This is a genomic window from Tateyamaria sp. Alg231-49, assembly GCF_900143535.1.
GTDB lineage: Bacteria > Pseudomonadota > Alphaproteobacteria > Rhodobacterales > Rhodobacteraceae > Tateyamaria.
This window is the reverse complement of record NZ_FRFA01000020.1, coordinates 1-15,450: the sequence shown is the minus strand read 5'-3', so window position 1 is coordinate 15,450 and position 15,450 is coordinate 1. Positions and strand designations below refer to the sequence as shown.

Annotated in this window: 14 protein-coding genes and 1 pseudogene; 12 read left to right on the top strand and 3 right to left on the bottom strand. The window is 59.0% G+C overall.

Translation table 11 applies throughout. The features are described 5' to 3' along the window. Positions 1–88: 88 nt before the first annotated feature. A complete protein-coding gene (locus DHN60_RS22860; RefSeq protein ID WP_255415591.1) occupies positions 89–223 on the bottom strand; it encodes a hypothetical protein in 135 nt (44 codons plus the stop codon). 228 nt (positions 224–451) lie between these two features. Here DHN60_RS22860 and DHN60_RS19755 point away from each other — a divergent pair, with 228 nt between their 5' ends. The 12 genes from DHN60_RS19755 (at position 452) to ribD (ending at position 13,001) form a co-directional block, all read left to right on the top strand. Then, positions 452–1,705, top strand: a complete 1,254-nt coding sequence (locus DHN60_RS19755) for a sarcosine oxidase subunit beta family protein (protein WP_108839041.1) — start codon at positions 452–454, stop codon at positions 1,703–1,705. 86 nt (positions 1,706–1,791) lie between these two features. Then, a complete protein-coding gene (locus DHN60_RS19750) occupies positions 1,792–2,055 on the top strand; it encodes a sarcosine oxidase subunit delta (protein ID WP_108839040.1) in 264 nt (87 codons plus the stop codon). Further along, positions 2,052–4,985: a sarcosine oxidase subunit alpha family protein gene (locus DHN60_RS19745; protein WP_108839039.1), complete on the top strand. Its 2,934-nt coding sequence runs from the start codon at positions 2,052–2,054 to the stop codon at positions 4,983–4,985. Before DHN60_RS19750 ends, DHN60_RS19745 begins: the two co-directional genes overlap by 4 nt. After that, entirely contained in the window at positions 4,978–5,523 is a 546-nt protein-coding gene (locus DHN60_RS19740; RefSeq protein WP_108839038.1) for a sarcosine oxidase subunit gamma, read from the top strand. Before DHN60_RS19745 ends, DHN60_RS19740 begins: the two co-directional genes overlap by 8 nt. Positions 5,524–5,559: 36 nt before the next feature. Further along, a complete protein-coding gene (locus DHN60_RS19735) occupies positions 5,560–5,859 on the top strand; it encodes a hypothetical protein (protein WP_108839037.1) in 300 nt (99 codons plus the stop codon). A 46-nt stretch (positions 5,860–5,905) separates the two neighbouring features. Then, entirely contained in the window at positions 5,906–7,873 is a 1,968-nt protein-coding gene (dnaG, locus tag DHN60_RS19730) for a DNA primase (protein ID WP_108839036.1), read from the top strand. Between the two features lie 127 nt (positions 7,874–8,000). Further along, complete coding sequence (rpoD, locus tag DHN60_RS19725) at positions 8,001–9,986, top strand: RNA polymerase sigma factor RpoD (protein WP_108839035.1); 1,986 nt, start codon at positions 8,001–8,003, stop codon at positions 9,984–9,986. A gap of 92 nt (positions 9,987–10,078) precedes the next feature. Next, positions 10,079–10,354, top strand: coding sequence for an HlyU family transcriptional regulator (locus tag DHN60_RS19720; protein ID WP_108839034.1), 276 nt, complete (start codon positions 10,079–10,081; stop codon positions 10,352–10,354). A 13-nt stretch (positions 10,355–10,367) separates the two neighbouring features. Continuing rightward, a complete protein-coding gene (locus DHN60_RS19715) occupies positions 10,368–10,772 on the top strand; it encodes a secondary thiamine-phosphate synthase enzyme YjbQ (protein ID WP_108839033.1) in 405 nt (134 codons plus the stop codon). Between the two features lie 93 nt (positions 10,773–10,865). Next, entirely contained in the window at positions 10,866–11,306 is a 441-nt protein-coding gene (locus DHN60_RS19710; RefSeq protein ID WP_159089303.1) for a hypothetical protein, read from the top strand. A gap of 130 nt (positions 11,307–11,436) precedes the next feature. Continuing rightward, positions 11,437–11,904: a transcriptional regulator NrdR gene (nrdR, locus tag DHN60_RS19705; protein WP_108839031.1), complete on the top strand. Its 468-nt coding sequence runs from the start codon at positions 11,437–11,439 to the stop codon at positions 11,902–11,904. Continuing rightward, positions 11,901–13,001: a bifunctional diaminohydroxyphosphoribosylaminopyrimidine deaminase/5-amino-6-(5-phosphoribosylamino)uracil reductase RibD gene (gene ribD, locus DHN60_RS19700; RefSeq protein WP_255415589.1), complete on the top strand. Its 1,101-nt coding sequence runs from the start codon at positions 11,901–11,903 to the stop codon at positions 12,999–13,001. The genes nrdR and ribD overlap by 4 nt, the downstream gene beginning before the upstream one ends. Here ribD and DHN60_RS19695 read toward each other — a convergent pair. Further along, positions 12,998–15,010: a capsular polysaccharide biosynthesis protein gene (locus tag DHN60_RS19695; protein WP_234423719.1), complete on the bottom strand. Its 2,013-nt coding sequence runs from the start codon at positions 15,008–15,010 to the stop codon at positions 12,998–13,000. The two genes, ribD and DHN60_RS19695, sit on opposite strands and share 4 nt — an antisense overlap. A 21-nt stretch (positions 15,011–15,031) precedes the next feature. Beyond that, positions 15,032–15,450 (bottom strand): annotated as a pseudogene (locus DHN60_RS19690) (polysaccharide export protein); the annotation flags it as partial.

The window sequence follows — 15,450 nt, the reverse complement described above, 5'->3', positions numbered from 1 at the left end:
CAAGCGCAACCCTTCAGAATACCGTTTGCCGCCCTTTGAGTTGGCACAATTGTTTGTGGCCTGCCAAACCTTGATCGTCCGGTCCGGCTCAAGAGCGCGGTATTGGGCCAAAGCTTTGCGGGCTTCCTCCATTCGGTCCGATCATACGAGAATAGCTCACAACATCAGCCGCCAGAATAGCCGCAAGCTTGAGCGTGGTTGGCGGAGGAGCTGGGTTGGTCATCGCTCAATTCTTGGGGTGATGCTAGGCCAATTTCAATGATGAAATCGTGTGTGACCAGTTCAGAGCATCAACTTGTTTTAGCGATCCCGTTCAACCGGCGCCCACTGCGCATCAAACAGTCGCTGACAGACCGAACCATGTCGAAAAGTTATAGGGTTGGGTCGCACCCTCTTGCTACACCTGCAAGGATGTTGATGGTGTAGGGTCATGACATGAGCGGAGGTGCGCATGCGCTTTTCAGGACTGAAAGTCCTTGCCGAGGGGCTGACAGGAAACAAGGGATGGGGCCCGCACTGGCGCAGCCCTGAACCAAAAGCCGAATACGATATTGTCCTTATTGGGGGCGGTGGACATGGTCTGGCCACGGCACACTATCTGGCCAAAGTGCATAGGCTGACCAATGTCGCGGTGCTTGAAAAAGGCTATCTTGGCGGGGGCAATGTCGGGCGCAACACCACCATCGTGCGCGCCAACTACATGCTCCCTGGCAACTCCGAATTCTACTCTCACTCGCTCAAGCTGTGGGAAGGTCTGGAAGAGGACCTGAACTATAACGTCATGCATTCGCAGCGCGGCATCATCAATCTGGTGCACTCGGACGGCCAGCGCGATGCCTTTGTGCGGCGTGGCAACATGATGGTCGGGCAGGGTGACGATGCCGAGATGCTGGACGAAGCCGGTGTGAAAAAGCTGCTGCCGATGATCGATTTTGAGCAGACCCGCTTTCCCATCTTTGGCGGGCTTTACCACAAACGCGGCGGGACAGCGCGCCATGACGCGGTGGCGTGGGGCTTTGCCCGGTCTGCATCGGATCGCGGTGTGGACCTGATCCAGCAATGCGAAGTGACAGGCATCGATGTCGAGGGTGGCGTGGTCAAAGGCGTGCAAACCACGCGCGGTCCGATCCGTGCCAAAAAGGTCGGCATGGTGGCCGCAGGACGCTCGTCTCAGGTGGCGGCGATGGCTGGAATGCGTCTGCCGATTGAGTCTCATGTGTTGCAGGCCTTTGTGACCGAGGGGCTCAAGCCGTGCCTCGATCACGTGGTCACCTACGGCATGGGCCATTTCTATATCAGCCAGTCAGATAAGGGCGGGCTCGTCTTTGGCGGCGATCTGGACATGTATTCCAGCTATGCCGCGCGTGGGAACCTGCCTTTGGTCGAACACGTGACCGAGGCCGCGATGACCCTCATGCCCCAGATCGGCAAGGCGCGGATGCTGCGCAGTTGGGGTGGGATCATGGATATGTCTCCGGATGGTTCGTTCATCATGGACAAGACCGACATCGATGGTTTGTTCGTAAACACAGGCTGGTGCTACGGCGGGTTCAAGGCGACCCCAGCTTCGGGACACACTTTTGCACACCTGCTGGCGACGGGCACACCACATGAAACCACTGTGCGACACCGTCTGGATCGTTTCCGTACAGGGGCCGGGATCATGGACGAAGAGTCCACCGGCTCGCAACATAACCTGCATTGAAGGATGGTTGAGATGACGGGAGCCTCCGGCGGGGATTTTTTTAAATCAGAGAAGAGATGGACGCAGTGCCATCAAGGAGACGTCTGATGCGGCTGCGATGTCCGATTTGCGGCGAGCGCGATGTGCGTGAGTTTTACTATCAGGGGGCGGCCGTGATGTTGGAACGCCCTGCTCCGGATGCCGGTGAGGCGGCATGGGATGACTATTTGCATCTGCGCGAAAACCAGCCCGGCGATTTTGAAGAGTTGTGGAGCCATGATGCGGGATGCGGCGCGTGGTTGAAGGTGGTGCGCAACACGGCCACCCACGAAGTGAAGAGCGCGGATCTCGCCGCAGGGGGCAAGGGATGAGGGTTGCTGGTAAGGGTCTGATCGACCGCAACACGTCGCTGTCTTTTCGTTTTGACGGAAGTACCTATCGCGGGTTTGCCGGTGATACGCTCGCCTCGGCTTTGCTGGCCAATGACGTGCGCATGGTGGGTCGGTCGTTCAAATACCATCGTCCACGCGGCATTCTGACCGCTGGCTCTGAAGAGCCAAACGCATTGGTCACCGTTGGCAAAGGCGGGGCCACCGACCCGAATGTGCGCGCCACGGTGCAAGAGGTTTACGAGGGACTTGAGGCGCGTCCGCAGAATGCTTGGCCGTCGCTTGGTTTCGATCTGCTGAGTGTCAACGACCTGGCTGCGCCCTTTTTGGGAGCCGGTTTTTATTACAAGACTTTCATGTGGCCCCGTGCGTTCTGGGAAAAGGTCTATGAACCTGCGATCCGCCGCGCGGCAGGCCTGGGTGCGCTTGGCCCGGTCAAAGACGAAGATCACTATGAAAAGGCATATGCGTTCTGTGACCTGTTGGTGATCGGGGCTGGGCCTGCTGGCTTGATGGCAGCCTTGGTGGCCGCCAAGTCCGGGGCACAGGTTATACTGGCGGATGAAGACAGCTTGATGGGCGGGCGCTTGAATGCCGAGACGCTTGAGGTGGATGGCAAGCCTGGATCGCTCTGGGTCGCCGAGACCATAAAGGCCCTGTCTGCCATGGAAAATGTGCGACTGATGACGCGCACCACCGTCACGGGCGCTTATGACGGCGGCACGTTTGGCGCGTTGGAGCGGGTTGGTCATCACGTCCCGGACATGCCCAAGGGCGGGGTCAAGGAAACCTTCTGGCGCATTGTCGTCAAGCGTTCGGTTCTGGCGGCAGGCGCGATCGAACGCCATATCGCGTTTCAGAACAACGACCGGCCCGGGATCATGGGCGCGGGCGCTGTGCGCGCGTATCTTAACCGTTGGGGCGTGGCTCCGGGCAAAGCGGTCACCGTTTTTGCCAACAACGACGATGCGCACCGCACTGCTCTGGATATGGTTGATGCAGGCGTACATGTCGCAGCCGTCATCGACAGCCGTGCGGATGCCAAGGCGCTGGGCGACTACCGCGTGATTGCGGGTGCCATGGTGTCGGGCAGTTCCGGGCGCAAGCGGCTTGAAGCCGTCAGCGTGCAGACGGGCGCGGGCGTCGAGAACATCATGACTGACTGTCTGGCCGTCTCAGGCGGTTGGAACCCGACAGTGCATATGACCTGTCATATGAATGGGCGGCCCACTTGGAATGCTGATATCGCCAGCTTCGTCCCGACCCCGGGCTCCATTCCCGGAATGGAAGTGGCAGGTGCGTGCAATGGTGCGTTTTCGACGGCGGCGTGCCTGTCCGAGGGGGCAGCGGCGGCCAAAGCGAGCCTGAAAGCAATGGGCATGACGATCGCGGACGTTGCATTGCCATCCGCAGAGGACACGCCTTACGCGGTCTCTCCTCTGTGGGCTGTACCGGGCAAAGGGCGGGCATGGCTTGATTTCCAGAACGACGTCAGCGTCAAGGATGTCAAACAGGCGGCAGTGGAAAACTTCACCTCAGTCGAACATATGAAGCGCTATACCACCCAAGGCATGGCGACGGATCAAGGCAAGAACTCAAACGTGACCGCGCTTGCGTTGCTGGCGGACGCGACCGGGCGCGGTATCCCCGAGACTGGCACAACGACCTTCCGCCCGCCCTTTAGCCCCGTGGCGCTTGCCGCGCTTGGTGCAGGCGCGCAGGGTGCTGGGTTCGCGCCTGAGCGGAAGACAACCAGCCACCGGGCCAGCGTTGGCATGGGTGCCCCGATGATCGCGGTGGGTTTGTGGTATCGCCCCTCCTATTTCCCCACCGCCGGAGAAACCACATGGCGCCAGTCGTGTGACAGGGAAGTCGGCTATGTTCGCAAGGCTGTGGGGGTCTGTGATGTTTCGACCCTTGGCAAGATCGACATTCAGGGCCCAGATGCCGCCAAGCTGCTCGACTTTGTCTACACCAACATGTTTTCGACGCTCAAAGAGAACCGCGTGCGCTATGGCCTGATGCTGCGCGAAGATGGGTTCGTCATGGATGACGGGACCACGGCGCGGCTGGGCCCAAACCACTACGTGATGACCACCACGACGGCGGCGGCAGGCCAGGTCATGCGCCACCTCGAATTTGTGACACAGGCGCTGCATCCCGAATGGGACGTGCGGATCATGTCCGTCACCGAGCAGTGGGCGCAGTTTGCTGTAGCCGGACCAAAGGCGCGGGATCTGCTGAATGGTTTGTTGGATGAGACACTCGATGTCGAGGCGTGGCCTTTCATGGCCTGCGGCCCCGTCAGCGTGCAAGGTGTGCAAGGGCGTCTGTTCCGCATCTCATTCTCGGGCGAACACGCCTACGAACTTGCGGTGCCGTCTCGCTATGGCGACGCGATGTTTCGGCAACTGCTCGCACAGGCCGAGGCGATGGACGGCGGGGCCTACGGGATGGAGGCGCTCAACGTCCTGCGGATCGAAAAGGGATTCATTACCCATTCCGAAATCCATGGTCGGATCAGCGCTCAGGACATCGGGATGGGACGGATGCTGTCGCAGAAAAAGGACTTTATTGGGAAAACCATGGCCCACCGCCCCGGCTTCCTTGCAGAGGGACGCGAGCAGTTGGTCGGGATGAAACCTGTGGGTGCAGTCAAACAACTGACCGCCGGCGCACATATCTACAGCGATGGAGAAGAACCGGTGCGCGCGCACGATCAAGGCTATGTGACATCTGTCGCGTTCTCTCCGACCTTTGGGCACTACCTTGGGCTTGGCTTTGTTCAGAACGGGTTGTCCCGGCATGGCGAGGTTTTGAACATGGTCGATCATTTGCGTGGCATTCAAACCCGGGTGGAACTGTGCGACCCGGTGTTCTTTGACCCGGAAGGAGGGCGCACCCGTGGCTGATCTGATTGCAAAAACGCCTCTGGACGGCATGGAGGTAAAGACTATCGGCAGGGTGGCGTTGGTCGAAGTTGATTTAGGCGTGCTCACCTCGATTGCGCCCTTTGCCGGGCAGGCCAAGGCATTGGGCGGTGCGTTCAAGGCAGCCCACGGATTCGCATGGCCGGCCCCGCTGCGTGCCACTGGCAAGGCTGGTGCGCGGGCGATCTGGTTTGGTAAAGATACGGTAATGCTCGCTGGGCCGGAACCGGATGCAGCCCTTAACGCGTATGCCGCGATGACTCTGCAAAGCGATGCCTGGACGAGCGTGACCCTGACGGGTGCGGATGTGAAGGCGGTTCTGGCGCGGGTTGTCCCTGTCGATGTCTCCGCCGCCCATTTCAAGCGGGGGCATTCGGCGCGCACCCAAATCCAGCACATGAACGGGTCGGTGACACGGATTGGTGCGGACAGTTTCTTGTTGATGGTATTCCGGTCCATGGCTGGCACGCTTCTTCACGATCTGGAAAGAGCCATGGAAAGCGTCGCGTCGCGCGGCTAAAACTTCAGGAACGATTCTTCTGTTCCGGAGCCTGCCATGACCCGATTTGCACTGATCCTTGCCACCGCTGCCTTTGCGACGCCCGCTTTTGCGGAAGACAAGAAAGAGACCTGTGCTTATCAGGCCGAAGTCGTCAAAGCGATCCAGACTGCGCGTCTGGAACGGGTAGCAGAGCGCGATGTACAGGATCACATCCTTGCTCAGTCGCCCACATGGCCCGAAAAATACAACAACGTCATCCCCTTGATCACACCTTGGGTCTACGAGCAAAAGCGGAAGGTGATCCGCAACGAAGACCTGGGTGCCGGTTGGAACGAGTTGTGCCTGCAACAATAGGGTTTCGGACTCGACTCTGACCCTGTGCGCCCCAATATTATAAAGCATGAGCCTGCCCCCTGGATTTTTGGACGAACTGCGCACGCGCTTGTCGCTTGGGCAGGTGGTCGGGCGCAAAGTCATGTGGGATGCGCGCAAGTCCAACCAAGGCAAGGGCGATCTGTGGGCGCCGTGCCCGTTCCACCACGAAAAGACCGCCAGCTTTCACGTCGATGATCGCAAGGGCTATTACTACTGCTTTGGCTGCCACGCCAAAGGGGACGCCATAAGCTTTGTGCGCGAAACCGAGAATGTGGGGTTCATGGAAGCGGTTGAGATACTGGCTGGTGAGGCCGGAATGCCGATGCCTGAACGCGACCCTCGCGCGCAGGAAAAACAGGATCGCCGCACACTGCTTGCGGATGTCATGGAACAAGCCGTTCAGCATTTTCGCCTGCAGCTGAAAACGGGCGCGGCCTCTGAGGCTCGCGACTACCTTGAACGGCGCGGGCTTGATGCAAGTGCTCAGGATCGCTGGGAAATCGGATTTGCGCCAGATGCTTGGCAAGGGCTTTGGGATGCGCTCAAGGCCAAAGGGGTCGAAGATGATCTGATCCTTGGCGCAGGACTGGCCAAACCCAGCCAAAAAGGTGGCAAACCTTACGACACGTTCCGGGCGCGTATCATGTTTCCGATCCGGGACGCCCGCGGGCGCTGCACGGCCTTTGGGGGCCGTGCGATGGACCCAAACGACAATGCCAAATATCTGAACTCGCCCGAAACCGAACTGTTCGACAAGGGGCGCAGTCTTTATAACCACGGGCCTGCGCGTACGGCTGCGGGCAAGGGGCACCCCCTGATCGTGGCCGAAGGCTATATGGACGTGATCGCGCTGGCTGAACACGGGTTTGGCGCATCCGTTGCCCCGCTTGGGACGGCCATCACGGAACACCAGTTGGCCATGCTGTGGCGTATTGCAGATGAACCGATCATCGCGCTAGATGGCGATACGGCAGGCCTGCGCGCCGCCATGCGGCTGATCGATCTGGCCCTTCCGGCGCTTGAGGCGGGCAAATCTCTGCGTTTTGCACTGATGCCCGAAGGGCTGGACCCAGATGATCTGCTCAAGGCACAAGGGACGGGCGCGCTGCAAAAACTGTTGGATGAAGCTATCCCTATGGTCCGTTTGCTGTGGCAACGCGAGACTGAGGGCAAAGTCTTTGACAGCCCTGAGCGCAAGGCTGCGCTCGACAAGGCATTGCGTGACAAGATCAAGCTGATCCAAGACCCGTCGATCCGTCAGCATTACGGGCAGGAAATCAAAGACTTACGCTGGGATTTGTTCCGCGCCAAACGTGGAGCCGCTCCTCAGGCAGGCGGCGGCTGGCAGGGCGGAAAAGGCAAGCGTGGCTGGCAAGCCCCACCGACGCCAATGCCCAGCACAAAGTCGTCAGCACTGGTGGCGGGCGGCGATCACGTGGGCGTTCACTTGCGTGAAGCGGTCATTCTGGCGGCACTGATCGCGACACCGGATGTGGCGGATGAGTTCGAAAGCGGATTAGAGAGCCTCAATTGCGCCGATCCAGACCACGCCACCTTGCGGGACATGATTTTGCGTCACGCGCATAGCGGCAAAGATGCGTTGCGGGAAAATATTTTAGGCGCTCTGGGGCCACAAACCCTTGATAACCTGATGTCATCGCGCCATGTGGCACTGATACCTTGTATCCGCACACCAGGCGACAGCGATATGGCCCGTATGACCGTGGCCGAAGAGCTCGCAAAACTCAGCGCGGTGAAGGGACTGGACGCCGAAATCGCGGATGCGATGCAGGACCTGGAAGGGGTCGCAGACGAAGGGGTGACCTGGAGGCTGGGACAAGCTGCAGCCGCCGCCGAAAATGCAACCCGTACGGGCAAAGAGGACAACGCCGAATACGACGTTAGCGCGAACGGTGCGCGAATCAGTAAGAGCGAACGTGACGCGTTTGCCTCCCTGATGGACCAAATCAGCTTTTCCAAGCCAAAGCGGTGATGCGTTTTAGCCTCAAACCATTAGGAAAATAGCGGTAAGAGGGTGGCCGAATCACCCAGATAACGAAATGATTCTTTAGCGATTCGGGCAAGCGAATCGCCTATGAGCCCCGACGAAGGAGCCCAGCATGGCCGCGAAAGACACGAACGAAGATTCAAAGACAGACGATCAGGACAATGAGCACTCGCTCGATATGAGCCAGGCCGCTGTCAAAAAGATGATCGGCGAGGCCCGCGAGAAGGGTTACATTACCTATGATCAGCTCAACACAGTACTGCCGCCTGATCAGGTAAGCTCCGAACAGATCGAAGACGTGATGTCGATGTTGTCCGAAATGGGCATCAACATCATCGAAGATGAAGAGGCCGAAGAGGAAGAGCAAAAAGGCTCGACCGATGTGACCACCACCGAAGGCATCCGCGATCTGACGCTGGGCGCCACGGGTCAGGAAAAGCTCGACCGTACAGACGATCCCGTCCGCATGTATCTGCGCGAAATGGGCAGCGTCGAGCTTTTGAGCCGTGAGGGCGAGATTGCGATCGCAAAACGGATCGAGGCCGGTCGTAACACCATGATCGCGGGCCTGTGCGAAAGCCCACTCACCTTCCAGGCGATCACCATCTGGCGCGACGAACTCTTGTCCGAAGAGATCCTGCTGCGTGATGTGATCGATCTTGAGGCGACATTCGGAAACCAGATGGGCGAAGAAGGCGAGGAGACCACAGAACCTGTGGTGCCAACCGCCGGTGCACCCGAGGCCAAAACCGACGACAGCCCCGAACTTGATGCCGACGGCAACCCGATTGCCAAAGACGACGATGACGACGAAGACGAACAGGCCAACATGTCGCTTGCCGCGATGGAGGCGGCACTTAAGCCGCAAGTGCTTGAGGCTCTCGACATCATTGCCAACGACTACGCCATGCTGTCCGAAATGCAGGACAGCCGGATTTCGGCGACCCTGAACGAAGATGGCTCTTTCTCTGACAAGAACGAGGCGACCTACCAAAAGCTGCGGTCCGAAATCGTGCTGTTGGTCAATGAATTGCACCTGCACAACAACCGTATCGAGGCATTGATCGACCAGCTTTACGGCATCAACCGCCGTATCATGCAGATCGACTCGGCCATCGTGAAACTGGCCGACCAGGCCCGCATCAACCGCAAGGAATTTGTCGATTCCTATCGTGGTCGCGAACTGGACCCCAACTGGCTGGAAGAAATGGGCGAAAAGTCTGGCCGCGGCTGGCAAATGTTCATTGAACGCTCAGCCGGTAAAGTTGACGAGCTGCGCAATGACATGGCGCAAGTCGGTCAGTATGTCGGCCTCGACATTTCTGAATTCCGCCGCATCGTGCAACAGGTTCAGAAGGGCGAAAAAGAAGCCCGCCAGGCGAAGAAAGAAATGGTGGAGGCCAACCTGCGTCTCGTCATCTCTATCGCCAAAAAATATACCAACCGTGGCCTGCAATTCCTTGACCTCATTCAGGAAGGCAACATTGGCCTGATGAAGGCGGTCGACAAATTCGAATATCGCCGCGGTTATAAGTTCAGCACTTACGCCACATGGTGGATCCGTCAGGCGATCACCCGGTCCATCGCGGATCAGGCGCGCACCATCCGTATCCCCGTGCACATGATCGAAACGATCAACAAGCTGGTCCGCACTGGGCGCCAGATGCTGCACGAGATCGGCCGCGAACCCACGCCTGAGGAACTGGCCGAAAAGCTGCAAATGCCGCTTGAAAAGGTCCGCAAGGTGATGAAAATCGCCAAGGAACCGATTTCGCTCGAAACCCCAATTGGGGACGAGGAAGACAGCCAGCTTGGCGATTTCATCGAGGACAAAAACGCGGTCCTGCCTCTGGATTCCGCAATTCAGGAAAACCTGAAGGAAACCACGACACGCGTGCTTGCCTCGCTCACTCCGCGTGAAGAACGTGTGCTGCGCATGCGCTTTGGTATCGGGATGAACACGGACCACACCCTCGAAGAGGTCGGCCAACAGTTCAGCGTGACTCGCGAACGTATTCGCCAGATCGAGGCGAAAGCGCTGCGCAAGCTCAAGCACCCGAGCAGAAGCCGCAAGCTGCGTTCGTTCCTGGATCAGTGATGCACGCCTAAAAGATCCAAGGCCACGGACGGGCATCCCCGTCTGTGGCCTTTTTCGTTCCAACTGCAAATGTGATGCGATGAGGTAACCAAATGTCCTTTTTGAAAAAACTATTTGGCGGTGGCAGCGATGACCCGAGCGAAACAGCGGGCGAGACCTATAAAGAGTTTCAAATCACGCCGACACCCCAGCGCGACGGCACTCAATACCGTATCTGCGCCCGCATCGAAAAAGAGGTCGATGGCGAGACGCTGAGCCACACGCTGATCCGCGCCGACACAATTGGCGACCTGGACGAGGCCGCCGCGGCCTCAATCGCCAAAGCCAAACAGATGATCGACGAACAGGGTGATAGGGTGTTCCGCTAAAAAGGGGCGCTATATGCAAACGACCTTCACACTCCAAACCAGCGGTCAGGGCCTTTACGAATTCACCCGGGACGTGGCTCAGTGGGCAACGGGTACCGGTCTGCTCACCCTGTTTGTGCAACACACCTCTTGCTCGCTGCTCATTCAGGAAAACGCGGACCCCGAGGTGCAAACCGACCTCACTGCGTTTTTTGGCAGGCTCGTGCCGCGCAGCACGGATCCTTCGATGTCCTACCTGACGCACACCTACGAGGGTCCCGACGATATGCCGGCACATATCAAGGCGGCTATGCTGCCCGTTAGCCTGAACATCCCGGTTTCGGGCGGATGCCTTGCTTTGGGCACATGGCAGGGCATTTACCTGTTCGAACACCGCGATGCCCCCAAAACCCGTCGTGTTGTGGCGCATTTGCAGTGACCGCCCATGCGCCAAAGCGTGCGCATTGACACCAGCACGACTATCAATACGCCGCAAAAGGCTTATTCTGGGCACAACAAGAGGAGTAGTTTCATGTCCAAATCTTTGGCCCTTGCCGCGCTGCTTGCCGTTCTGACACCGCTGAACGTCAATGCTTTTGGAATTGCGACGCTAGAAACCTTTACGATTCCAATTGTGCCACTTGATAAGACGACATTCGAGGCGATCGAAGCGGACGGTGCAGGTGGAACGCAAATGTGGTGCGCAGCTGGGATATTCGCCACGCGCGTCCTCGGTATGACCAACGGCGAGATTTACATAAAACAAGCCCGCGGACCGTCCGTCGCTGCTCAGGGTCGAAAGGGTGTCGTGTTCACAACGCAAGAAGTGCCCAATGCGTCCAAGTCCTATTCACAGGGCGTGCAAACCACCGGCAAGTCGTTTTCTGCAGGTCACGCCCATTCGCTTTGCTTCGGGAGCGACTTTCGTGTTGTACGTATCCGCCTGCCAAACGGGCAGATTGTCCGTCGATGAGACTGGGCAGACACCGCTTATCTAGCGGTGCAATTTCTGGACTACCCAAAACCTAGGCAACCTCGTATAGTTTCGTGGAATAGGGGGCAAACCTCTACCACTGGCAGGATTTGTAAGAGGGGGATGGGCGATGCGCTGTCCGTTTTGCGGAAATATAGACACTCAGGTGAAAGACAGCCGTCCCGCAGAGGATCACGTATCCATCCGGCGTCGTCGCTTTTGTCCAGCCTGCGGTGGGCGCTTTACCACCTATGAACGCGTGCAGTTGCGTGATCTTGTTGTGATCAAATCCAATGGCAAGCGCGAGGACTTCGATCGCGACAAGCTCGAACGCTCCATCCGCATCTCAATGCAGAAACGTCCCATCGATCCCGAGCGGATTGATCAGATGATCTCCGGCATTGTCCGCCGCTTGGAATCCATGGGGGAAACCGACATTCCGTCCAAGACCATCGGTGAGATTGTCATGGAAGCCCTGCATCGGATCGACACGGTCGCCTATGTGCGCTTTGCCAGCGTTTACAAGAACTTCCAGGCTGCGGATGACTTCGACAAATTCGTGCAGGAACTGCGACCCGACAGCCAATCAGACGAGTGAGCGCGCGCAGCGACACTCGCTTCATGGCGCTCGCCCTAAGCTTGGGGCGGCGCGGGCAGGGGAACACGGGTTCCAATCCTGCTGTTGGCTGTGTGATCGTCAAAGCGGGGCGGATTGTTGGACGCGGCTGGACTCAGCCGGGTGGAAGACCCCATGCCGAAACCCAAGCTTTGGCGCAGGCGGGTTCGGCGGCCCAAGGCTCCACCGCCTATGTCACCCTTGAACCTTGCGCGCACCATGGCAAGACACCTCCCTGTGCGGAGGCGTTGATTGACGCAAAAGTTGCGCGCGTTGTCGTCGCTTTGCAGGACAGTGATCCACGCGTGGATGGGGCTGGCATTGCGCGGCTGGAAAAGGCTGGGATCGACGTCGAAACAGGCGTTTGCGCGGACGAGGCCGAGGCAGATCTGACCGGGTTTCTTTTGCGCACGGAACAGGGCCGTCCGCTTGTCACACTTAAACTTGCCAGCAGCTTTGACGGTCGGATCGCAACAGGTACCGGCGAAAGCCAGTGGATCACGGGACCCGAAGCGCGGCGCGTTGTGCACGCCATGCGCGTGCGCCATGACGCCGTCATGGTGGGCGGGGGCACGGCACGCCATGACGATCCGTCGCTGACGGTACGTGGGCTCGGGGTGGATCATCAGCCTGCGCGTGTGGTGGTATCGCGTCGTCTTGATGTCCCGCTGCTTGGCAATCTGGCCCGCACGGCGCGCGAAATCCCTGTCTTGTTGTGTCACGGACGGGACGCCGACCCGATGTTGCAAAAGACATGGGCTGATCTAGGCGCGCACTTGGTTTCATGTGCTGCGCGGGGCAGCCAGCTTGATCCGCAGGACGTGCTGAAACAACTGGGTGCCTATGGGCTCACGCGGGTATTTTGCGAAGGTGGCAGCGCGCTGGCCGCCGCGCTGATCGAGGCGGATCTTGTGGATCGACTGGTGGGCTTTACTGCGGGTGTCGCGATTGGGGCTGAGGGGTTGCCCAATATCGGGGCGCTTGGTCTTGGCAAGCTGTCAGAGGCTGCACGGTTCGATCTGGACGCTGTGCGGCGCATCGGCCCGGATATCTGCCACGAATGGCGCCGCGCGCTCTAGCGCCACAAGTGCGCGCGACTGGCCAGCAGCCCTTGCAGCTTTGACAATGCACGATTTGACCATCCCGGATGGGGCACCGCGCCACTTGCCAGACGCTCGGCGACAACCTCAACAGGGCAGGGCAGGCCGGTTACAGGGTCAAAGTAGCGTGGGTAATCGATCAACGCGGCATGAACCAAGCCTGTCAGCGTGACAGTCTCACGTCTCCGCGGGGGCACGTCACCGTGATCGGTGCTAAGGCCCCAGCCTGCATAAAACGGAACGCCCACTGTGACGACCGAAACGCCGCGCAACAAAGCCTCGAACCCGGCGAGAGAGGTCATGGTCCACAACGTATCCACAGCGCCCAGAAGGGCCGCAATGTCACTTTGATCGGCCACCACATCTGCCAATTCGCTCGCATCAAACGCGCCGGCGCGCAGGCCTGCCTCTACGTCCGGGTGGGGTTTGTAGATCAGCGTAGCGTTTGGATGTGCCGTACGCGCCGCCTCCAGCAGTGCGCGATTGGTTTTGATCTGACCGGTGCCGGTCCGGATCGACGCATCGTCTTCGACCTGACCAACAACCAGAACACGCGGACCTTCCGGCAATTCAGGGAGTGCACCGCCCAGATTGTACTTGCTGATCTGGTCACGCGTGAGCGCTCTTATCAACGCCTCCGCCCGTCGCGCCTGATCGGGGCGCAGAGTGCTGCGCATTTGGATCAGCTTTTCAAGGCGGCTTGGGCGGGACGGATCATAGTAAATGCCCAGATCGTCTGTCACCAGTGACAGGGGCGGCACCAGTTCAGCGCCCAATCCTTTTGAGCGCAGAAATCCATCCTCAACCCGCAGTGCGGCCTGATGGCCCACCTCGGCCTTGCCCGCCCAAACCATCCATGGGCGTGCGCTGGCGCGGGCGGCTGCAGGGTCATCAATGAATGTCATCGCCTTGTAGCGACCAAACACCTTCTGCATGGGTTTGCGTTTCCACATGCGCATGCCGCTTGCGACCCAGCCTTTGTGATCTTCGCGCCATGCGCGGGTCTCGGCCGCGAGCGTCTCGATCGCTGTCTCAATCTCGCACAGACTGTCGCGAAACGGATCGTACCACTTGGGGTAAAGCATCATCGCGCCGGTAAACAGCTGCGCCCGTGTCAGCTTGCGTTGACGGCGCTGCACCGGAAATTCATCACCGCTCAGACCCCACCCTGCGTAAAACGGCTGACCAAAGACCCGCGGTTTATGTCCCGTTAGCATCGCCTCAAACCCAAGGCCGGAAGAGACCGTGTAAACCGCGATTGCCCCCTCAAACAGGGCCCACGGGCTGACTGGATCGCGCAGCAATTCCACCCCATCCCCGGCGTCATCAGCGCTGAAATAGCCCTCACGAAAGCCTTGCTCGGTTTCTGGGTGCATCTTGATCACAATCCGCGCACCGGGGTGTTCGTCGCGGGCAACAAACAGCATCTCAAGGAAACGGTTGCGATCCGCGCCAGAGGCCGTGACGGACGCGTCTCCGCGCGTCTGATCGATGACCAGAACATAGCCGGGTGCGGGCACAGGGGTGTCGGGTTCAAAGGCTGTGTATTTGCTTAGATGAGCCTCTTGGATGCGTGCGATGCAGCCGCGGGCCCGGTCCAGCAGCGCCGTGTCATCCAGCGGATGTTTGGCCAGCATATCCTCCAGATCGGAGGGGCGCGCCGCATCAAAATGTGCGCCCTTGCTGTCCATGAGTAACCCAAGAGGTGGGGCACCGACACGCCCGGGGAACAATGAACGCAAGAAAGCGTCCTCAATCCTCAGCACGGGCGTGTTGCGTTTGGCGGCCACGGACAGACCGCGATGGGCAGTCGGAGAATTCCCCCAGATCCCGACCAAATCATCAGCGCCGGGCAGGCCAAGGGACACACGGTACCCCGAAAGGCTCAGAATACGACGCACTCGGGTCTGGGTCAGAAAACCGCCGTTATAAACGTAAAGCCGCCGGGCCTTTTCAGGTCCGGCGGTGGGAATGAGAGTTTGTGCCACGCAGTGTGCCCTTGGCGATGGTTATTGACCAAGGCTCGACAAAGCATCCAACGAAACAGCCGGACCAGTAAGAGCACCAAGGATCTTGCTGAACTGAGCATATGGGGCTTCGGTGACGTAGATTGTGTCGTCATCGCGGATGACGAAGTCGCGGGCCTGAAACAATCCGTTGGGCTTGGTCAAGTCCAGTACATAAATAAGGCGCTGGGCACCAACCAGATCATTTCGACCCAGAACAGCATTGGATATCTCTTCTGGCTCATTGCGCAGGACAAAGATGCCCGTTGGGTCAGCGGTTGCCGATTGCAGACCTCCGACCTGTGCAATGGCTTCAAGCGCACTCAGGTCCTGCGAGAAAAACGGAACGCGCGCCTGTCCGCCTGTGGCGCCGAGCGCGGTAAATGCGCGGGTGTCTTCTTCGACAAGAATGCGGTCACCAC